Origin of the sequence: Roseibium sp. (assembly GCF_965233565.1) — a bacterium.
Lineage (GTDB): Bacteria > Pseudomonadota > Alphaproteobacteria > Rhizobiales > Stappiaceae > Roseibium.
Genome location: NZ_OZ247494.1, coordinates 2,205,881 through 2,226,038 on the forward strand (window position 1 = coordinate 2,205,881; position 20,158 = coordinate 2,226,038).

20 protein-coding genes are annotated in these 20,158 nt (G+C 59.4%); 3 read left to right on the forward strand and 17 right to left on the reverse strand.

All coding sequences use genetic code 11. The annotated features are described in order from the left end of the window. The first annotated feature begins 14 nt into the window (after positions 1 to 14). Entirely contained in the window at positions 15 to 1,367 is a 1,353-nt protein-coding gene (locus ACO6TG_RS10140) for a metallophosphoesterase (protein ID WP_422378067.1), read from the forward strand. Then, positions 1,364 to 1,639 carry an amphi-Trp domain-containing protein gene (locus ACO6TG_RS10145; RefSeq protein WP_422378068.1) on the forward strand — a complete coding sequence of 92 codons (276 nt, stop codon included), beginning with the start codon at positions 1,364 to 1,366 and terminating at the stop codon, positions 1,637 to 1,639. The genes ACO6TG_RS10140 and ACO6TG_RS10145 overlap by 4 nt, the downstream gene beginning before the upstream one ends. Before the next feature lie 13 nt (positions 1,640 to 1,652). Here the strand turns inward: ACO6TG_RS10145 and ACO6TG_RS10150 are convergent, their stop codons facing one another. The 14 genes from ACO6TG_RS10150 to ACO6TG_RS10215 form a co-directional block, all read right to left on the reverse strand. Continuing rightward, the gene (locus ACO6TG_RS10150) at positions 1,653 to 2,111 is read right to left on the reverse strand and encodes a hydrogenase maturation protease (protein ID WP_422378069.1); all 459 of its coding nucleotides are present in this window, start codon (positions 2,109 to 2,111) and stop codon (positions 1,653 to 1,655) included. A 19-nt stretch (positions 2,112 to 2,130) separates the two neighbouring features. Then, positions 2,131 to 3,573 (reverse strand): Ni/Fe hydrogenase subunit alpha, encoded by a 1,443-nt coding sequence (locus tag ACO6TG_RS10155; RefSeq protein ID WP_422378070.1) that lies wholly within the window; start codon positions 3,571 to 3,573, stop codon positions 2,131 to 2,133. Between the two features lie 14 nt (positions 3,574 to 3,587). Continuing rightward, positions 3,588 to 4,157, reverse strand: a complete 570-nt coding sequence (locus tag ACO6TG_RS10160; protein WP_094072290.1) for an NADP oxidoreductase — start codon at positions 4,155 to 4,157, stop codon at positions 3,588 to 3,590. Next, on the reverse strand, positions 4,154 to 4,882 hold the full coding sequence (locus ACO6TG_RS10165; RefSeq protein WP_094072291.1) for a 2Fe-2S iron-sulfur cluster-binding protein: 729 nt from the start codon (positions 4,880 to 4,882) through the stop codon (positions 4,154 to 4,156). The genes ACO6TG_RS10160 and ACO6TG_RS10165 overlap by 4 nt, the downstream gene beginning before the upstream one ends. Then, on the reverse strand, positions 4,879 to 6,774 hold the full coding sequence (locus ACO6TG_RS10170; protein WP_422378071.1) for an NAD(P)H-dependent oxidoreductase subunit E: 1,896 nt from the start codon (positions 6,772 to 6,774) through the stop codon (positions 4,879 to 4,881). Before ACO6TG_RS10170 ends, ACO6TG_RS10165 begins: the two co-directional genes overlap by 4 nt. Before the next feature lie 321 nt (positions 6,775 to 7,095). Next, a complete protein-coding gene (locus ACO6TG_RS10175) occupies positions 7,096 to 8,283 on the reverse strand; it encodes a M56 family metallopeptidase (protein WP_422378072.1) in 1,188 nt (395 codons plus the stop codon). Further along, positions 8,270 to 8,665: a BlaI/MecI/CopY family transcriptional regulator gene (locus ACO6TG_RS10180; RefSeq protein WP_094072293.1), complete on the reverse strand. Its 396-nt coding sequence runs from the start codon at positions 8,663 to 8,665 to the stop codon at positions 8,270 to 8,272. Before ACO6TG_RS10180 ends, ACO6TG_RS10175 begins: the two co-directional genes overlap by 14 nt. Positions 8,666 to 8,799: 134 nt before the next feature. Next, a complete protein-coding gene (locus ACO6TG_RS10185; protein WP_094072294.1) occupies positions 8,800 to 9,078 on the reverse strand; it encodes a DUF2160 domain-containing protein in 279 nt (92 codons plus the stop codon). Further along, positions 9,078 to 9,875, reverse strand: coding sequence for a carbohydrate ABC transporter permease (locus tag ACO6TG_RS10190; RefSeq protein WP_094072295.1), 798 nt, complete (start codon positions 9,873 to 9,875; stop codon positions 9,078 to 9,080). The genes ACO6TG_RS10185 and ACO6TG_RS10190 overlap by 1 nt, the downstream gene beginning before the upstream one ends. An 11-nt stretch (positions 9,876 to 9,886) precedes the next feature. Continuing rightward, a complete protein-coding gene (locus ACO6TG_RS10195; protein ID WP_208988965.1) occupies positions 9,887 to 10,756 on the reverse strand; it encodes a carbohydrate ABC transporter permease in 870 nt (289 codons plus the stop codon). Next, positions 10,753 to 11,841, reverse strand: coding sequence for an ABC transporter ATP-binding protein (locus tag ACO6TG_RS10200; RefSeq protein ID WP_422378073.1), 1,089 nt, complete (start codon positions 11,839 to 11,841; stop codon positions 10,753 to 10,755). The genes ACO6TG_RS10195 and ACO6TG_RS10200 overlap by 4 nt, the downstream gene beginning before the upstream one ends. A gap of 11 nt (positions 11,842 to 11,852) precedes the next feature. After that, a complete protein-coding gene (locus ACO6TG_RS10205; protein WP_422378074.1) occupies positions 11,853 to 12,917 on the reverse strand; it encodes an ABC transporter ATP-binding protein in 1,065 nt (354 codons plus the stop codon). A 126-nt stretch (positions 12,918 to 13,043) separates the two neighbouring features. Beyond that, positions 13,044 to 14,783 (reverse strand): ABC transporter substrate-binding protein, encoded by a 1,740-nt coding sequence (locus ACO6TG_RS10210; protein ID WP_094074769.1) that lies wholly within the window; start codon positions 14,781 to 14,783, stop codon positions 13,044 to 13,046. Positions 14,784 to 15,068: 285 nt separating this feature from the next. After that, positions 15,069 to 15,308, reverse strand: a complete 240-nt coding sequence (locus ACO6TG_RS10215; protein WP_422378075.1) for a hypothetical protein — start codon at positions 15,306 to 15,308, stop codon at positions 15,069 to 15,071. Here ACO6TG_RS10215 and ACO6TG_RS10220 point away from each other — a divergent pair. Then, complete coding sequence (locus ACO6TG_RS10220; protein WP_422378076.1) at positions 15,307 to 16,362, forward strand: NAD-dependent epimerase/dehydratase family protein; 1,056 nt, start codon at positions 15,307 to 15,309, stop codon at positions 16,360 to 16,362. The genes ACO6TG_RS10215 and ACO6TG_RS10220 overlap by 2 nt on opposite strands. A gap of 256 nt (positions 16,363 to 16,618) precedes the next feature. On the opposite strand, the gene ACO6TG_RS10225 is transcribed toward ACO6TG_RS10220, so the two are convergent. From ACO6TG_RS10225 to ACO6TG_RS10235, 3 genes are all read right to left on the reverse strand, one after another. Next, on the reverse strand, positions 16,619 to 17,755 hold the full coding sequence (locus ACO6TG_RS10225) for an ABC transporter substrate-binding protein (RefSeq protein WP_422378077.1): 1,137 nt from the start codon (positions 17,753 to 17,755) through the stop codon (positions 16,619 to 16,621). A gap of 125 nt (positions 17,756 to 17,880) precedes the next feature. Further along, the gene (gene kynA / locus ACO6TG_RS10230; RefSeq protein WP_422378078.1) at positions 17,881 to 18,735 is read right to left on the reverse strand and encodes a tryptophan 2,3-dioxygenase; all 855 of its coding nucleotides are present in this window, start codon (positions 18,733 to 18,735) and stop codon (positions 17,881 to 17,883) included. Positions 18,736 to 18,891: 156 nt separating this feature from the next. Next, positions 18,892 to 19,980, reverse strand: a complete 1,089-nt coding sequence (locus tag ACO6TG_RS10235; RefSeq protein WP_422378079.1) for an ABC transporter substrate-binding protein — start codon at positions 19,978 to 19,980, stop codon at positions 18,892 to 18,894. Positions 19,981 to 20,158 lie beyond the last annotated feature (178 nt).

The following is a 20,158-nucleotide window of genomic DNA, read 5'->3' on the forward strand; positions in this document are numbered from 1 at the left end:
AGCGACAGATCGCCATGATGAACACCAAGTCCCTGAGCCCGTTGTTGCCGCCGATGACCTGCGCCACTGGTCACGAGCTTGATCTGCCGGAAAGCCTGGTGCCATGGCCACTGGACCGGGAGACGCAGAGACCCTGCGCCAGCACGCTGGGACCGGAGCTTGTCGACAGCCTGTCAAAAGTCAACGATCTCGGGCCCTGGGACTGGCCAGCGAGGCCCGTCGTATTCGTGTCCGATCTGCACGCGGATGCCGAAAGCCTGCTGCGGTCTCTGGTGGCGGCCCGTGCGATCAGGCGCAACGGACCGGGACTGACCGACTTTGATCTCACGGCCTTTGGCCGCAGCTGCCAGTTCATCATCGGCGGCGATTGCCTCGACAAGGGACCGAGCAATCTGGACCTGCTCGACAGTCTGGCCTTTTTGATCAAGTCCGGTGCCGATGTTGTTCTTCTGGCCGGCAATCACGATCTTCGGCTTTATCTCGGCCTGGAAGCATTGACCGTGAAACGGGGTTCACTCAACGCCCATATGTTCGTGCGCATGGGCAAGAAGGTCATGCCGCTGTTGAAGGAAGTGTTCGATCGCCATGTCGACCGTGAAAAGGACCTTGCCGGTCTGCCGAACGAAAAAGCCTGCCGCGACCTGATGATCCCCGGAAAGAAATGGACGAAGCAGTTTCCCAAAGCCGCTTCGGTCTACATGAAGGACGCCGCCATCAAGAAGGAGATGGCACGGCTGAAGAAAAAGACCAACAGGTTCGCCGATCATGCCGCGGAAGTCGGCCTCACCCTCAGAGAGCTTTATGCCGCCGCGCTGAAATGCCGGGAGCTCTTCGTCGACCCAGCCGGCCGATATGCCTGGTTCTTCAAGCAGCTGAAAGCCGCCCATCAAAGCGGTTCACTGCTCTTCGTCCATGCGGGCGTTGACGACCAGATGGCCGCGCAAATCTCCCGAAAGGGCGTTGCCCATATCAACCGGCGTTTCAGGAAGGAAAGCCGAAAGGACCCCTTCGTTTTCTATTCCGGCACGGTCGCGAACCTGATGCGCACCAAGTACCGGGATGTCGATCATCCGTTGACGGAGACCGGTGTTGAGGACCTGCATCTTGCGGGGATCAAGCTGCTGGTCCACGGTCATGTCAACCAGCACAGCGGCCAGCAACTGAAGTCGAAGCATGGTCTGTTGCACCTGGAAGCGGACATCACGCTTGACCGGCATTCCAGAAGTTCCGAAGGTCTGGAAGGTATCGGCACGGGAGCCACGATCATCTATCCGAACGGCAACATTATCGGCATCAGCCGGGACTACCCGCATGCCAAGCTGTTCAACCCGGTTGAGATCCTACAGCAACACGGATTGTCGCAATGATGGAACGCAAGGGCCGCTTCCGGCACCAGTCTCTGCAGGACAAGAAATCGATCCAGAAAATGCTCGACGCCGTCAAACGCGGCATCACCAAGGGCGAACTGGAATTTGGCGACGACACCGGCGAAATCGTGCTGGAACCAAAGGGCCTGATGACCTTGCGGGTCACAGCCACCGTCGAGGACGACCAGTCCCGCCTTGACCTGCGCATAACCTGGACCAACGAAAACGACGATGCCAGGGACAGCGGCAAGCTGAAGGTGAAAGGCGGCTAACGGGACCGTCGTGTCAGGTTGGAAGAACGAGTTTCGAAGCTGCCTGTTGCTTCAGCCAGCCCAGAAAAAAGACCTCCGCATCGGCCAGGTTCGCGGACGCCTTTTTTGAAAGCCCCTCTTTAACGTCGCCATATTCGTAACCGGAAATGCCCAGCACATAGGCCTTCGGCCGCGCCCCGTAGAGGGTCTCGCACAGCGCCAGCACCGTTTCCGGAACAAGGCTGTGACTGCCGAGCACTTCCGGCGCCCCGGGACTGATCTCCCGGAAGGAATAGGCCTTGGCGCCACCAATCTCCGCGTCTGCAAAGATCACCAGATCGTGGCCGGAGATCGCAAGCGCATGTTCGGCGACAAGCTGGTAATCGGTATCGACGTCCAGACCCGTCAGAGATCTGGACGCCATGCTTTCGGAAAAGGCCGGGCCAAGTCCGTCGTCTCCGCGTCCCGGATTGCCATAGCCGATCAGTAACATCGCAAGCCCCTCAGCAAACTCAGATACACTGCGCGCGACTGTCGACCAGACCGCCGTCCGCGTCGAACAGCTCCACCTGCAGCGGCATCTGCCCCAGGGCGTGGGTGGCGCAGGAAAGGCACGGGTCATAGGCGCGGATCGCTACTTCAACATGGTTGAGCATGCCTTCCGTGATCTGCTCCTGACCCGAGAGATGCTTGACCGCAACGTCCTTCACCGCCCGGTTCATGCCCTCATTGTTGTGTGTCGTGGAGACGATCAGGTTGCAATAGGTCACCTGGTCATTTTTATCGACCTTGTAGTGATGGATCAGATTGCCGCGCGGCGCTTCGATCACGCCGATGCCTTCCTCGCGCCGGTCGCCTGTGGCGATCAGATCAGCGCCCTGCAGGTCCGGATCATTCAGAAGTTCCCGGATTTTTTCGACACAGTGCAGCACCTCGATCATGCGCGCCCAGTGGTTCGCCAGCGTTGAGTTGTTCGGCGAGCCGCTTGTCACGGCTTTCAGGTCCTTGTGTGCGGCGTCCGCCAGGGGCGTGTCGATGAAGCTGGCCGTATTCATCCGGGCAAGCGGCCCGACCCTATACCAGCCGGCCTCCGGCCCAAGCTCGGTGATGTACGGGAATTTCATGTAGGACCAGGACCGCACATCTTCGACGATCAGCTCGTGATAGCGCGTATAGGGAACCTGGTCGAAGATCGTGTCCCCAATGGAACTGAGCGCCCTCAGATTGCCGTGATAGAGATCAAGTGCGCCATCGCTTTCACGCACCAGGGACATGTAGTTGGACGGGAAAGAGCCGAAATCTGCAACAACATCCTCGTGCTCCAACGTGTAGTCGCGCGCCAGTTTCACGGCGTCCAGGGACCATTCGATCATCTCGTCAATCGTCGACAGGAAATGGTCCCGCCGCTCGATCGGCAGGTTGCGGTTGATGCCGCCCGGAATGGCGCCGGTGCCATGGATCTTTTTACCGGCCGTCGCCTCGATGATCTCCTGGCCGTATTTGCGCATGAGAACCGCGCGCTTGCCCAGTTCCGGCTGTTCCTTGATCACCTCGAAGATGTTGCGCTTTTCGGCCGGCGCGCCAAAGCCGAACAGAAGATCCGGCGCAGCCAGATGAAAGAAATGAAGGACATGCGACTGCATCACCTGACCGTAATGCATCAGTCGGCGCATCTTCTCGCCTGTCGGCGTCAGCTGATCGACGCCCGCGATCATGTCCATGGCCTTGGCGGCCGCCAGATGGTGGCTGACCGGACAGATGCCGCAAAGCCGCTGCACGATCACCGGCACTTCCCACATCAGCCGGCCACGAATGAACCGCTCGAAACCCCGGAATTCGACAATGTGCAGCCGGGCCTCGTCGACCTCGTTTTCGGCATTCAGGTGAATGGTGACCTTGCCATGGCCCTCAACGCGGGTGACCGGCGAAATTTCTATCAGTCTGGGTTCGCTCATCTCGGTATCCCGCCTCAGTCAAACTTGATCATGTCGCGCTCGAAGCCCCGGAACTTTCCGGTCAGCAGCTTGGCAAGCGTGTCGAAAATGATGTCGCCGCTCGGCGCGCATCCCGGGATCTGGTAGTCGATCTCCACCACCTGCGAACATGGATAGACCTCGTCCAGCAAGAGCGGCAGCGCCGGGTCGTTGGGCACGTTGTGGGTCGTGTTGCGGATGTATTTGCCGGTGATATAGGCCTCGTCCAGACATTCCCTGAGCGGTGCGTCCGAATGCATGATCGCGTTGCGCATGGCCGGCAAGCCGCCCATGATCGCACACTGACCAAGGGCAATCAGGACATCGCAATTGCGGCGGAAGTCATGCAAAACATGCACGTTTTCCTCGTTGCAGCAGCCGCCCTCGATGATGCCGATGTCGCAGCGCTGGGTGAAACGCTTCTTGTCGGTCAGCGGCGAGCGGTCGACATCGACCAGTTTCATCAGTTCGATCAGCCGCTCATCGATGTCGAGGATTGCCATGTGGCAGCCAAAACAGCCGGCCAGAGAGGCCGTCGCGATTCTTGCCTTGGGAAGCTCGCTCATTTGCGCTTCTCCTCAATCTCGTGACCGATCAGGCCCTTGTCGAACTCGCGTTCGCCGATCGGAACACTGAAGCCGACCCGCTTCCGGATGATGCAGCCAACGGGGCAGACTTCCGCGCTCATGGCGTGGTCGGCAGCCGCTGCATCCGTATCGGCCAGGTTCTCGCCATTGACCGCGACCCGGCGATGAATGCCGCGGCCGACATAGCCAAAGATGCCCTTGCCATCGACATCCTGGGAGGCCCGGATACAGCGGCCGCAACTGATGCAACGGTTGGTATCGAGCGCGATATCCGGATGGGAGGCATCCAGCGCCCGGCAGGGTTCCAGATACGGAAACTTCGTTGCCTCCGTCATGTCGAGCCGATAGGCCATGGCCTGCAATTCGCAATTGCCGCTGGCCTCGCAGATCGGGCAGAGGTGATTGCCCTCATGGAACAGCATTTCCACCAGATCCCGGCGCATCTTCGTGAGATGCGGCGTCTCGTTTTCAACGGCTTGACCGGGGGCTGCCGGCTGGGTGCAGGCGGCCACGCTGCGACCGCCGGCCTTCACCGTGCAGACCCGGCAGCTGCCCTGATGACGCAGGCCTTCATGATCGCACAGACGCGGGATATAAACCCCGGCCTCGTCGGCTGCTTCCATGATGGTCTGGCCGGCATATGCGGTGACCTCGACCCCGTCGATGGTGAAGGTGAAGCCCGTCTCTTTCTTCGTCCCGCTCATTGCGTGAAATCCTTGTCGAAGATGTAGGAACGGCGCTTGGCGATCTTGCGTGCGCCATCGATGGCCGACTGAATGTCGAACGTGTCGCGAATGCCATCCTTGCTCGGCTTGGAGACAACCGAATAGACCAGCGGAAAATTCTGCAAGGTGGTGAGGATCGGGTTGGGCGAGGTCATGCCGAGACCGCAGCGGCTGGTCTCGATGATCGTGCCGGAGAGATCCTTCAGATAGTCAATGTCTTCCGGATTGGCGAGCCCCTTGCGGAACTTCTGGATGGCTTTTTGCAGGAAGACATTGCCGACCCGGCAGGGCGTGCAGTAGCCGCAGCTCTCATGCACGAAGAAGGACATGTAGTACTCGACGATCTCGAGGATGTTGCGTTCGCCGTTGAAGACGATGATCGCGCCACCGGTGGCCAGATCGTCGAAGGTGAGTTTGCGGTGGAAGCTGTCACGCGCGATCATGGTGCCGCTCGGGCCGCCGACTTGTACGGCTGCGGCATCCTCGGCGCCGACCATCTCCAGCATCTCCCAGACCGTATAGCCATAAGGCAGCTCATAGATGCCCGGGTTGAGGCAATCGCCACAAATGGAAAACAGCTTGGTGCCGTGAGAGCCCTCCGTGCCCATGTCGTGGAACCATTTGGCGCCGCGATCCAGGATGCGCGCGGCGTGGCAGAAGGTCTCCACATTGTTGACCACGGTCGGATAGCCGAGATAGCCCCGGTTGACCGGGAAAGGAGGCCGGGTCTTGGGCTCGCCCGGCAGCCCTTCGCAGGAACTGATAAGGGCACCCTCCTCACCGCAGATGTAAGCGCCGGCGCCGAGCTGCAGGCGAATGTCAAAGTCAAAGCCTTTGACACCCAGGATGCCCTCGCCCAGCAAACCGCGGCGACGCCGGTCTTCCAGCACCTGCTCCAGAAGCTCGCGCAGATAGACATACTCACCGCGCAGATAGAGTATGCCGTGGCGGGCGCCCACGGCCCGCGCGGCAATGGTCATGCCTTCGATCAGCAGATGCGGCCGCTCGGTGAGCAGCACCCTGTCCTTGAAGGTGCCTGGCTCGCCTTCGTCCGCGTTGCAGATCACGTAGTGTTTCTCGGCCCGCTCGCTGGCCGCAAACCGCCATTTGCGCCCGGTCGTGAAACCGGCACCACCGCAGCCCCTGAGGCCACTTTCTTCCACCGCCGTAATGATCTGCGTCGGTGTCATGGACACAGCGTTGTTGAGGCCTGCCTCTTCGGGAACCGGACCAAGCAAAACTTCGCCGGCGTGGCGGATGTTGTTGTCCACCATGTGCAGGGCCCGCTCATGCGGTGTCAGGGCGGCAAAACGCTCGCTGACAAGATGCTCTGCCGGACGCCCGGCCTTGAGCGCTTCGGCGGCAGACCGGGCCGTCTCAGGTGTCAGCCTGGTCAGGATGATATCATTGATCATCGCCGCAGGGGCCTGATCGCACATGCCGATACAGGGGGTGACTTCCAGCGAAAAGGCGCCGTCGGAAGAGGTTTCACCGACCTTGATGCCAAGGACGTCTTCGAAGACGGCAGTGACCGCTTCAAGGCCGGTGTAACGGTCGACGATATCGTCACATAGCCGGATCGTGACCCTGCCTTTCGGGGTCAGGGACAGGAACGAGTAGAAACTGGCGACGCCTTCGACCTCGATCCGCGTCAGGTCGGTTGCCGCGGCCACCCGGTCCATGGTCGAGGGAGCAATGCACCGGTACCGGTCCTGGATCTCGCGCAGGACATCCAGCATGCGATGCTTGTCGTTGCCGAAGGCCGCACAGATAGCTTCGATTTCTCCTTCCGGCACCGGCGCAACGTTACAGCCCGGCGCGGCAACACCATTTCCGGTCTCGTGACCGTTCTGCATGGTGATCTCCCTCATGATTTGTCCGGGATTAACCGGAGCTAAATCGATTTGAACGGAGCAGCGGTTCGTCGGCAAAAATCGAAAACGCGCCACACCACTCGTGAAAAATCTCAGTGGGGCCACGCTCCCAAAGATGCGGCAAAAGGTCTTTGAGACAGATCAAGCTGCGCAAAATAGGGGCAGCAAAAGGATGTACGGAAACGCTGGCAGGACGGGTGCCGGAGGTCTGCACCTGGCTCCGAACCACCTAAAAAGAAACGCTAAAAGCGCAACGACGGAAAAGGGATATCAACATGAAACCGGGCGCCGCGGCGCCCGGAAAAACTTGGCGTGCTGTCAGCGCAACGGGCGCTGTCCAAACGTGTTGACGGATTCAAGCTGAGCCATCGTGTCGTTGCGGACTTCCAGGCGTTCCAGATTGATGATCGTCGACAGCATCAGACGATCATGGCTCCAGTCAGCCGGCTTTTGCAGAGACAGCGAGGTCAGGAAAATCAGTGCAATCATCGGCAGAACCGCCACGCCGACCAGGCCCCAGTGAGGCCGGATGCGGTTGGTCTCCAGAAGAGCCTCCACACGGCGACGCAGCTTCTGCGCCGGTGAGCGGCGCAGCAGACGGTCCTGGACTTCCAGAAGCGCCACGGCGGCCACGCCGACAGCCCGCCCCTGCGCAATGAGGGTCTGGCGCTTTTTCAGACCGGCCTGAGCGGCGCGGAGCAGGCACATGCAATAGGACTTGAGATCCACCTGGGCATGTTCGGCGACTTTCTGGTCACAGGCAAGCTCGCGAAGACGCTCCACTTCCGATTTCCAGACATAGAAGAACGGGTTCCAGAAGAACAGCGGCCGCAGCATCTCAAGGCCGATCTCCCAGGTCACGTCGCCCTGGCGCAGATGCTGAAACTCGTGCTTCAGCACGAGTTTCAGGTCCTCAGGTTCCGCCAACAGTTCTGTCGGCACCACCACATAGTGATTGAACAGGCCTCGTGCCGAGAACGGCACCAGAGCGTGGTCTGACAGAAGCAGGTGAACCCGGCCCTGACGCCGCCAGGTGTGGCAGGCGTCAAGAAGACGGTTGAGGCGCATGAAGCCAAGCACCAGCTTGCCGGCGAACCAGGCAAAGCCTGCGAAAAGCATCACGGCAACACCGATGCCGATGCCGGGCGCAAGGGTCAAGATGTTCTCACTGACCCGGGCCCGCAGGCCGAGCAGGGACTGGAAGTCTTCCGCCGGAATGGCGATGCCGCCGCGCAGATATTGCGAGACGGCGTAGTCGGACAGATTGACCGACGGAACCGCAGGAACCATGGCGGCAGCCTGCAGGTGCTGGTAACCGATCACGGCAAGCGGAGACAGCAGGATAAGGGCAAACAGCCCGTTCAGGAGGCCAAGCTGGATATTGAAATCGAGCTTGTTTCCGAAACGGGCCATCAGAAGCTTGACGCTCAGCCAGACCAGCGCGGTCATGGCCAGCGTGATGTTCAGATCGATGTAAACATCGAAGACCTGGTTAAGTAGCGTCATCTGTCCTCCTCCTGTCCAGCAACGCTCTGATTTCCTCCAGATCGTCTCCCGATAGTTCGTATTCGTCGACCAGACGGGCCACCAGCGAGGCTGGCGTGCCGTCAAACAGCTTGTCCGACAGGTTTCTGAGAGAACGGGACTGGTAGGTGTCGCGCGTCAGCCGGGGGGAATAGATGAATGTCTTGCCTTCTTTCCGGCTGTCCACAAAGCCCTTTTCATCCAGGATCCGCATGATGGTGGCACAGGATGTGTAGGCGAGTTTGCGCTCGGGTGGCAGGTTTGCCAGGATATCCCGCACGGAGCCTTCGCCGAGCTTCCAGAGTTCGGTCATGAACTCCAGTTCGACTTCGGTCAAAAACTCGTTGCTCTTACGCTTTCTCATTACAATCTTGTGCTCGTCTCGGAATGGATTTGGCTAGCGACATCTATTCATGCACCAGATCAGCGAAAATTACTATTCCTTTAGTTGGCAAACGGTGATGCCGCGCTCCGAAAATCCCGGAGCGCGGCATGAGGTCAGACTTTCCAGAAACAGAATGCTCCCCAGCCGATGCTGATCGCCAGCGGCCACCAGAGCGGTTCACCCATCAGACCGAGCCAGGCCAGAAAGATATAGGCCGTGCCCAGAAGGGTCATGAACAGGCGGTCGCCGCGGGTCGTTTCCAGTCCCAGGACACCCTTGCGGGCATGCCCACCGGGATATTTGAGTTCCACCACGGTCAGGAAACCGATCGCGGAAAAGATGCCGACGAACAGAAGTGCTGTCGGCCAGGTCCAGGCCATCCATCCCAGCATCAGACCCTCCCCAGGGCAAAGCCCTTGGCAATGTAGTTACGGACAAAGTAGATGACGATGGCGCCGGGAATGATGGTCAGGGTCCCGGCGGCCGCCAGTAGCCCGAGTTCATAGCCCGCGGAGGAAGCGGTCCGGGTCATCACGGCGGCAATGGGTTTGGCTTCAACAGCTGTCAGGGTCTTGGAGAGCAGCATTTCCACCCAGGAGAACATGAAGCAGAAGAACGCGGCGACCCCGACGCCGGACTTGATGGCCGGCAGGAAGATGGTCATGAAGAACCGCGGGAAGGAATAGCCATCCACATAGGCGGTCTCGTCCAGTTCCTTCGGCACCCCGCTCATGAACCCTTCCAGGATCCAGACCGCCAGCGGCACGTTGAAGAGACAATGCGCCAGGGCAACGGCCAGATGGGTGTCGAACAGGCCGACGGCCGAATAGAGCTGGAAGAACGGCAGCGCGAAGACGGCGGCCGGCGCCATGCGGTTGGTCAGCAGCCAGAAGAACAGATGCTTGTCACCCACAAAGGAGAAGCGGGAGAAGGCATAGGCCGCCGGCAGGGCCACGGTGATCGAAATCACCGTGTTGATGGTCACGTAAATGATCGAGTTGATGTAGCCCCAGTACCAGGTCGGGTCCGTGAAGATCTCGATGTAGTTGTCGAAGGTCCAGGTCTGCGGGAACAGGGTGAACCCGGACAGGATCTCGTTGGTGGTCTTGAAACTCATCGCGACGAGCCAGTAGATCGGCAGCATCAGGAAGAGAATATAGAGGATGGGGACCAGGCTTTTCAGTCGCATGATAGGTCTCCTCAGGACTTGTTATCGTTCATCGTCATCAGCGTGTAGAACAGCCAGGAGGCGAACAGCGTGATGGCGAAGTAGATGAGGGACATGGCGGCTGCAGGACCAAGGTCGAACTGACCAAGGGCGATCTTCACAAGGTCGATCGAGAGCAGCGTCGTGGAGTTGCCGGGCCCGCCGCCGGTCAGGACGAACGGTTCGGTGTAGATGTTGAAGCTGTCCATGAACCGCAGCAGCACGGCAATGGTCAGCACCGTTTTCATCTTCGGCAGCTGGATGAAGCGGAACACGGCCCAGTTGGACGCGCCGTCGATTTCCGCCGCCTGATAATAGGCGTTGGGGATCGAGACGAGACCGGCATAGGCAAGCAAAACCACCAGCGACGTCCAGTGCCAGACATCCATGACGATGATGGTCACCCAGGCGGCCACCGGGTCCTGGGTCATGTCATAGGAAATGCCCAGAGTGTGGTTCATGAAGTAACCCAGAAGCCCGATATCCGGCAGGGTGAAGATGTTCCACATGGCGCCGACCACGTTCCACGGGATCAGCATCGGCAGAGCCATGGTGATCAGGCAGAACGGCACCCAGAAGCCCTTCTTGGGCATGGCGAGCGCGATGGCGACGCCGAGCGGCACCTCGATGATCAGGATCATCACGGTGAAGAAGAGCTGGCGTCCGAGTGCCGCATGGAAGCGTTCAGAGCGCAGGATCTGCTCGAACCAGCCAAGGCCTTCCCAGAAGAACAGGTTGTCGCCGAAGGTTTCCTGGACCGAGTAGTTCACCACGGTCATCATCGGGATGAGCGCGTTGAAGGCGACCAGAAGAAGCACCGGCAGGACGAACAGCCATGCGCGTTGGTTTTGCGTTTTCATCAGGCACCCCCTCCCGGCGTGCTTGCCAGCCAGCCGTCCTTGTAAAGACGGGTCTGGGATTGTTTGAAGTCGAGCTTGACGGCGTCGCCCTGACTGGGCGCTTCGCCTTCCAGGATCGCGTGGATGCGCTGGTCATGTGCAACGGCCTCGACCACCTTGTGGCGGCCGATGTCGGAGACCTTGCGCACCGTTGCCGAAACGCCGGAGCCATTGGACGCGATCGAGACAAACTCCGGACGGATGCCGATCTCGGCCGAGCCATCGCCGGAGCCTTGAACAGCGCCTTCCAGATCGACCTTCTCACCGCCGAAGAAGGCGGCGCCACCTTTCACGTCGCACGGCAGGACATTCATGCCCGGTGAGCCGATGAAGTGACCGACAAACGTGTGTGCAGGGCGTTCGAACAGTTCGACCGGCGTGCCGATCTGCACGATCTCGCCGTCCTGCATCACCACCACCTGATCGGCGAAGGTGAGCGCTTCGGTCTGGTCGTGCGTCACGTAAATCATGGTCGCCTTGACCCGCTGATGCAGCTCTTTCAGCTTGGAGCGGAGCTTCCACTTCAGGTGCGGGTCGATCACGGTGAGCGGCTCGTCGAACATGACGACATTGACGTCCTGCCGGACGAGGCCGCGCCCCATGGAGATCTTCTGCTTGTTGTCAGGCGACAGATTGGCCGCCCGCGTTCCCAGCATGCTCTCGACTTCCAGCATTTCCGCGATCGCCATGACACGCTGCTTGACGATGTCCTCATCCCGGCCGCGGTTGCGCAGCGGGAAGGCCAGATTGTCGTAAACCGTCATCGTGTCGTAGATGACCGGGAACTGGAACACCTGCGCAATGTTGCGCTTGGCAGGTGGCAACGCGGTCACATCCTGATCGTCGAACAGGATCTTGCCTTCCGACGGCACCAGCAGGCCCGAGATGATGTTGAGGAGCGTGGACTTGCCGCAGCCGGACGGTCCGAGCAGCGCGTAGGCCCCGCCATCGTCCCAGGTCAGGTCGATCTTTTTCAGCGCATAGTCGGCATCGCTCGATGGATCCGGGCGATAGCTGTGGCGCAGATTGGAGAGTTTGATTTGTGCCATGACTTATCTCCTCAGGCCGCCAGGTCGCCGTTGGGCGCAAAGAAGAAACAATGGCTCGGGTCCAGATAGAAGGTATGGACCTCGCCGACAAAATAGGGATGCACACCCGGCGACAGCGACACCCAGGACTGGCCGTGCATGTCGAAATGGGCGCTGCTTTCCGAGCCGCTGAGTTCGGTCACTTGCACGTGGCCCTCAAGGCGCACGCTGTGATGTTCACTTTCCACCGGCATCACATGGTGCGGCCGGATCGCCAGCGTGTAGGGGCCGTCGCGCAGGTTGGCGACCGCATCCGACGCCTTCCAGCGAATGTCGTCCGTCAGGATAACAGTGTCGCCCTGCTTGTTGACCGGCGCCGTATTGATCGGCGGATTGGAGAACACCTTGGCCGCATCCAGATCCTTCGGCTGGCGGTAGATGTCGGCGGTCGGGCCGAACTGAACCACGTTGCCGTCGGTCATCAGTGCGGTGTGACCGCCCAGCAGCAGTGCTTCTTCCGGTTCGGAGGTGGCGTAGACCACCACGGCGCCGCGGCCGGCAAAGAGTTCCGGCAGCTGATCGCGCAATTCTTCGCGCAGCTTGTAATCCAGGTTGGCCAGCGGCTCGTCGAGGAACACCGCGTCGCTTTCCTTGACGATCGCGCGGGCGAGCGCCGTGCGCTGTTGCTGACCACCAGAGAGCTCGTTCGGTTTGCGGCTCAGATAAGGCTTCAGCTTCAAGATCGCCGCAGCTTCTTCCACCCGGCCATCGATCTCCGACTTGGCAACACCCGCGACTTTCAGCGGCGAGGCGATGTTGTCATAGACCGACATATGCGGGTAGTTGACGAAAAACTGGTGCACCAGGCTGATGTTGCGCTTTTGCGCCGACAGGCGGGACACATCCTTGCCATTCAGGATGATCTGCCCGGAGGCCAGGCTGTCGAGACCGGCCATCAGCTTGATCAGCGAGGTTTTGCCCGAGCCCGTTTCTCCGAGGAGAACATTGAAGTGGCCGGGTTGGAGCGTCAGGCTCGTTTCCTTGACATGCGTGATGCCTGCAACGCGCTTGCTGACGTTTTTAAGTTCTAGAGACATTGTGTTCTTGCCCGCGTCCGGACTGGGCGTATCAGGCAACCTGTGTGCGGTCGCGGCCCGTCACTTTCGGATCGGTGAAGGACCGGGGACTTTGCCCCGGTCCAGTTGGTTTGGTCAGCTCAAGGCTTAGTTTTGCGACCAGCGCGCAACCAGATCGTCGTAGTTGACGGTCTCGCCCTGCGGCTTCTCGTTGTCGAGCTTGGCCTTCGGAGCACCCGGCTTGTTCAGCCACTCCTGAGGATCGGACTCTTCGTTCAGACGCGGACCGCAACCGCCATAGACGTTGGCGCGTTCGTCAGCCTGCTGCATGCGGGCCATGACGATGTCCATTTCTTCAGCCAGACGGTCCATCGCTTCCTGCGGCGTGAAGGCGCCGGAGTTCACGTCACCGATCTGCTGCCACCAGATCTGGGCCAGCTTCGGATAGTCCGGAACGTTGACGCCGGTCGGGGACCAGGCCACGCGGTCAGGCGAGCGGTAGAACTCGACCAGGCCACCGAGTTTGCCTGCACGCTCGGTGAAGGACTCGTGGTTGACGGTACTGTCGCGAATGAAGGTCAGACCAACGTGGCTCTTCTTGGTGTCGACGGTCTTGGAGACCACGAACTGAGCATAGAGCCAGGCCGCTTTCGCACGATCTTCCGGGGTGGACTTCAGGATGGTCCAGGAACCCACGTCCTGGTAACCGACCTTCTGGCCTTCTTCCCAGTAAGGACCATGCGGGGACGGAGCCATGCGCCACAGCGGCGTGCCTTCGTCATCCACGGTGTTGTTGCCTTCCGACTTCGGCTTCACCATGTCCGCGGTGAACGCGGTGTACCAGAAGATCTGCTGGGCAACGTTGCCCTGGCTGAGCGCCGGCAGGGACTGGTAGAAGTCGAAGCTGGCAGCACCCGGAGGCGCGTAGTTGCGCAGCCACTCGTCCCATTTGCGGATCGCGTAGACAGCAGCCGGGCCGTTGGCAGCACCACCGCGGGAGACAGAAGCGCCTACCGGGTTACAGGTGCCTTCTTCCATGCGGATGCCCCATTCGTCGACCGGGATGCCGTTCGGCTCACCCTTGTCGCCGGCACCTGCCATGGAGAGCCAGGCATCGGTCATGCGCCAGCCGAGATCCGGTGCGCGCTTGCCGTAATCCATGTGACCATAGATTGCGACACCGTCGATTTCCTTGACGTCCTTGGAGAAGAACTCGGCAATGTCCTCATAAGCGGACCAGTTGACCGGAACGCCGAGGTCGTAGCCGTATTTCTCCTTGAAGGCCGTCTTCAGGTCTTCGCGATCGAACCAGTCCTTGCGGAACCAGTAGAGGTTCGCGAACTGCTGATCGGGCAGCTGGTAAAGGTCACCATCCGGGCCGGTGGTGAACTGCGTGCCCATGAAGTCGCCGAGGTCGAGACCCGGGTTGGTGACATCCTTGGCTGCGCCTTCCATCCAGTCGGTCAGGTTGTAGGCCAGCTGCAGACGGGAATGGGTGCCGATCAGGTCGGAATCGTTGACATAGGCGTCATAGAGGTTCCGGCCGGTCTGCATCTGGGTCTGCACGGCCTGCACCACTTCACCCTCGCCGAGGATCTGGTGGTTGACCTTGATACCGGTGATTTCTTCGAAGGCCTTGGTCAGGACTTCCGACTCGTAGGAGTGTGTCGGAATGCCTTCGGAAAGAACATTGATCTCCATTCCAGAGAACGGCTGTGCTGCGTTGATGAACCATTGCATTTCTGCAAGCTGCTCATCTTTGGTCAGCACGGACGGCTGGAATTCCTGGTCGATCCATTTTTTGGCCGCTGCTTCGTCAGCAAAAGCGGACCCTGCTCCCGCAAGCACAGCACCAGCTGCGACTGCGGAGAGTAGATACTTACGCATCTGCATCTCCTCCCGTGAGATAATTTCGCCGTGACTATCCGGCTACGGATAAAAAGTCACAGCCTCGCCATGATGTCAAACTAATTTTTTAGTAGATTTCAGACTCCGCCAAAACGAGTCTTATATTATTGATTTTTATTTCTTTTTTCAGATGTGACCTAGCATGATCAGCTGTCATTTCAGTGTCATCTGAGCGCCTGAGCATCTTCAGTGTGGCACAAATTTGACAGGATAGGGAGTCAGAAATCAGGTTTCGACTCTTTCATTTGAAATGCGAATTGACTTCTATTTGGCTTCGTTTTGCAGCGCAAAACGAAAATCAGCCACAAATGTCGCATCGCAATAAAATGAGATCAACTCGCTTTTGGCGCGATCTGCAAGTGCAATGGCGCCATCCGCTTTGATGCGCACCACAAGCCTGACTAGGTATCGGTCAGGAACAATGAGAACGTTGACCGGTCTGTCCAAGCCTGTATCTGAAAGAGGCGACCCGGGGCGGCGTTGCGACAGGAGCAAGATGATCATGAAGATTTCAACCGATGCACCGGTTCTCGTCACGGGCGCCACGGGCTATGTCGCCGGGTGGCTGGTGAAAGACCTTCTGGAAGCCGGCGTGACTGTCCATGCCGCTGTGCGCAATCCGGACGCCACCGACAAACTGGCCCACCTGATCAGGATCGCGGATGAAACGCCCGGCTCCCTCCGGTTCTTCAAGGCAGATCTGCTTCAGCCGGGGTCTTATGAAGAGGCCATGCGAGGCTGCGCGGTGGTTTTTCACACCGCCTCCCCCTTCACGATTGATGTCAAGGACCCGCAGAAGGAACTGATCGACCCGGCCGTCATGGGCACACGAAACGTGCTGGAAACGGCAGCTGCGACGCCAAGCGTGCAACGCGTCGTGGTGACCAGTTCCTGTGCCGCGATCTACACCGACGCCATCGATTGCGAGAAGGCCCCCGGCGGTGTTCTGACCGAAGACATCTGGAACACGACGGCCTCCCTCGCCTATCAGCCCTACAGTTATTCCAAGACGCTGGCGGAGAAAGAAGCCTGGAAGATCGCCGAAGGCCAGGATCAGTTCAAGCTGGTGACAGTCAACCCGTCTCTGGTCATCGGCCCTGCTCTTGCAGACAAGCCGACGTCCGAGAGCTTCAACATCGTCCGCCAGATGGGTGACGGCACCATGAAGCCCGGTGCACCCAAACTCGGCCTGGGTGTCGTTGACGTGCGCGACCTTGCAAAGGCCCATGTCGCTGCAGGCTTTCTGGAAAGTGCGGAAGGACGCCACATCGTCTCCGGCCACAACACCAACCTCCTGGAACTCGGCAAGTCGTTGCTTGAAAAATATGGCGACCGCTATCCCATACCGCGCAAATCCCTGCCCAAATGGATCGTCTGGGCCGTCGGCCCGATCATCGGCGGCATTCCGCGCAAGTTCGTGACCAACAATGTCGACATCAAATGGCGCGCCGACAATTCCAAGAGCAAACGCACTCTTGGCGCAAGTTACCGCCCATTCAAGGACTCCATGGAAGACATGTTCCAGCAGATGATCGAGGCGGGCGCGTTTCGGAGGTAAGAGCACCAAAATCCGCTGCCCCCTCGTGTTCGTCATCCCATGGCTAGACCATGGGATCCATGCCGTTCCATTTCCAATCGCACGACCTTGCTTGCGGCACCGCCACGGCATGGATTGCAGGGTCAAGCCCTGCAATGACGGAGGCTAGGTCTGGGTGGATTCGCGGTGACCCAATCCGAGAGTATTCCGGATCCATAAAAAAAGGCGCGGCCTTCCGGCCGCGCCTCCCGTTCTTCAAGATCGCTACCGGCAAGACCTACATCTTGCACTCAGCTGCATAGGCATCCGAGTGACCGGTCAGACCGGTGGCAATGATCTTGTTGGTGTAGACGTCACCTTCCTTGATCACTTCACGCACATAAATGTCCTGGACCGGGTGATGGTTGGGACCGAAGCTGAAATCGCCACGCGTGGAGGCGAAATCTGCTTCTTTCAAAGCTGCCCGGAAGGCATCTGCATCCTTCACATCCGCCTTGGCCATCGCAGACAGCAGCAGGTTGGCCGTGTCGTAGCCCTGCGACGCATAGAGAGACGGCAGACGGCCATATTCGGCCTGGAACGCTTCAACGAAGGCCTTGTTGGCGTCGTTGTCGAGATCCTTGTTCCACTGGCTGGTGTTTTTCACGCCGAGCGCCGCATCACCGACAGCCTGCAGAATGCCCTGATCGAAGGAAAAGGCCGGACCGACCACCGGAAGATCGATGCCGCTGTCGGCATATTGCTTCAGGAAGGAAATCCCCATACCGCCGGGCAGAAAGAAGAAGACGCTGTCAGCACCCGACGCACGGATCTGCGCAAGCTCGGCCGCATAATCCGTCTGTCCAAGCTTGGTGTAGATTTCGCCGGCAAGATCGCCGCCGTAGAACCGCTTGTAACCGGTCAGGGCATCCTTGCCGGCCGGATAGTTCGGCGCCAGGATGAAACTGTTCTTGTAGCCGGTGTCCTTGGCATAAGCACCGGCAGCCTCATGAAGATTGTCGTTCTGCCAGGCCACATTGAAATAGTTCGGATGACAGCCCTTGCCCGCCAGTGCGGAGGGGCCGGCATTGGGCGAAAGATAGAACTTGCCCTGCGCGGTGACCGACGGCACCACGGCCATCGCCAGGTTCGACCAGATGATCCCGGTCAGAACATCGACCTTTTCCGACTGCACCATCTTGTCGGCGAGCTGAACGGCAATATCCGGCTTGCGCTGGTCGTCTTCGACGATCACTTCCAGGTCGGCGTTACCGGCCTGTTTCACGGCAAGCAGAAAACCATCGCGCACATCGATGCCGAGACCGGCGCCACCGCCGGAGAGCGTGGTGATCATGCCGACCTTGACCGGTTCGGCCAGCGCGCTGCCCGTCACAAGGGCGAGCACACTTGCCGCCGCAGCGAGTTGTTTGAACATTGGAAATCCCCTCTCTTAACAATCCCGTCGAGCCTTCTTGCAAGCCCTTGGCGGGTTACTCTATCGGCACTGGCGCAGATGGCAAACACGCAATTGGTCCAAAGGCCGGCGACCTTCCGTGGGCCTCAGAGCGCGGTGCGCACGTGCCAGAGTTCGGGAAAGAGCTCGACTTCGAGCATGCGCTTCAGATAGCTCACGCCACCGGTTCCACCGGTGCCGCGTTTGAAGCCGATCACCCGCTCGACCGTGGTCACGTGATTGAAGCGCCAACGGCGGAAATAGTCTTCCAGGTCGACCAGCTTTTCTCCGACTTCATAGAGCGCCCAATGTGCCGACGGATCCTGATAGACGGTCTGCCAGAGGGCCATGATTTCCGGAACTTCCGTGTGAGGCGCCGCTGCCGGTGTGTCGGTCACCGCCTCCGGTACGGTCAGTCCGCGCCTGCGGGCAAATTCCAGCACCACCTGGTAAAGGCTCGGCCGCGCCAGTTCGGCCTCAAGCAGGGCAACGCTCGCCGGATCATGGTCATGCGGCCGCACCATCGCAAGGTTCCGGTTACCCAGCGCATATTCGATCAGACGGTATTGCAGTGACTGGAAGCCGGAAGACATGCCGAGCGCATCGCGGAACTGGGTGTAGTCGCTCGGTGTCATCGTCCTGAGCACGTCCCAGGCCGAATTGAGCTGCTCCATGATGCGGCTGACCCGTGCCAGCAACTTCATGGCCTCGGGCATGTGATCCTCGGAAATGGCCTCCCGCGCCGCATTCAGCTCGTGAAGCATCAGCTTCATCCAGAGTTCGGAGGTCTGATGCTGGATGATGAACAGCAATTCATCCGGCGCTGTGGAAAGCGGCGCCTGTGCCGACAGGATCTGCGACAGACCGAGATAGTCGCCATAGGACATCTTGTCGGCAAAGCGCATCTCTGCGCCTTCGCTTTCCGGATTATAGGCGCTGTCCTTGTCCCTTGTGTCAGTCATCACTCTCTCCCCTGGGGTGCTTTCAGACCCTTTGACAGGTTTCTATAACGCCCTGACGCGGGCGTTGGATAGGAGAGAATTCAAGAAGTTAGGAAAACCACCAGAGTGCGCTCAAACAACCAGCGCTATTTGGCAGGAAGGCTTAGGGTCGGCACCCTAGCTCCCGGCGGCTTCAAGGATGGCCTCGGCCGAAAAATCATAATTGCTGTTGCCCGTACGCGATTTGCAGAACTGCCTGAAATCGATCTTGTTCCAGTCTCCATCGCCCAGACGCTGCATATACATCTCGACATTCTCGGGCGTGATCGGCGACATCTTGAACAGGACGTCCACGAAGATCTCCCCCTGTGCGTCTCTGAAATAGTGGTCGCGCAGCATCACGACGGACCAGGCTCCGGCGAAGAAATGACCGCCATGGCTCATGGTCATGCCGGATGTCTTGACGGCCTCCATGCCGCGCTTCGACCAGTTCAACCCGGCGAAGAAGATGTCCTTGCCGGCCACCAGGCCGGCTTCCTCCGCAGCCCTTTGCGCTCCGATCGCCAGATCGTCGTTGGCGCCCCAGACGACATCCACTGTCGTGCGGGACAGAACGGCCTTAGTGTGCCGGTAGGCCTCGTCCTCACTCCAGTTGACGGGAATGGAATGCAAAAGCGTGACATGTGGATGTGCAGCCACGGCGCGCATCATGCCCAGTTCACGCTGCAGCGCAGCTGGTGTGGCACTGTCGCCCGTCAGGGCCAGCAGTCTCAATTCATCCTTGTCAGGCTGCAACAGTCTTGATGTCTCGATGAGACTTTCCGCCATATCAAAACCGGCTGTCTCATTGTCTGGAACGATAGAGGCAATGACTTTCTCGACATCGATGTTGCGCCGCGTAAGCTCCGTTTTCTGCTTCGGGGTAAGATTGTTGAGCAGGAAGAGCACTTTGCTTCCATGCCCGTCCATCAGCTGCATCAACCGCGCCGCAGACTGGTTCTCGTTGACCAGGATGAAATAGTCCGGCAGATCGCCTTCCGCGAGACGCCGGGCGAGCAGGGCTTCCATTTCGTAGGGTTGGCGGCCGGCATGCAAAACTTCCAGGTCGACATTCAGGTCAGACGCGGCAGCCGCCATGGTCCGCGTGACTTCACCCCAAAACCCGCGGTGATCACCGGGATTGATGAAGGTGACGCGAAAGTCGGCAGCTTGGACCGCAAAGGAGACGATCCAGAAACAGAAGATGCACACCAATCTGACGATCATCGCATTCCTTCGCTCAGGCCCGCATTCGATACGGGAGTGTTCCAAACCGAAAGCGGTAATTGTGCCATCATACTAGCGACATTGGCTGAGATCACCGGTTGACGCAGCCACTTACGCACAATTTAGTTTATTCGCCTTTACCAGGTTTCCCGAAAGGCTGCGAAACAACATGCTCCAC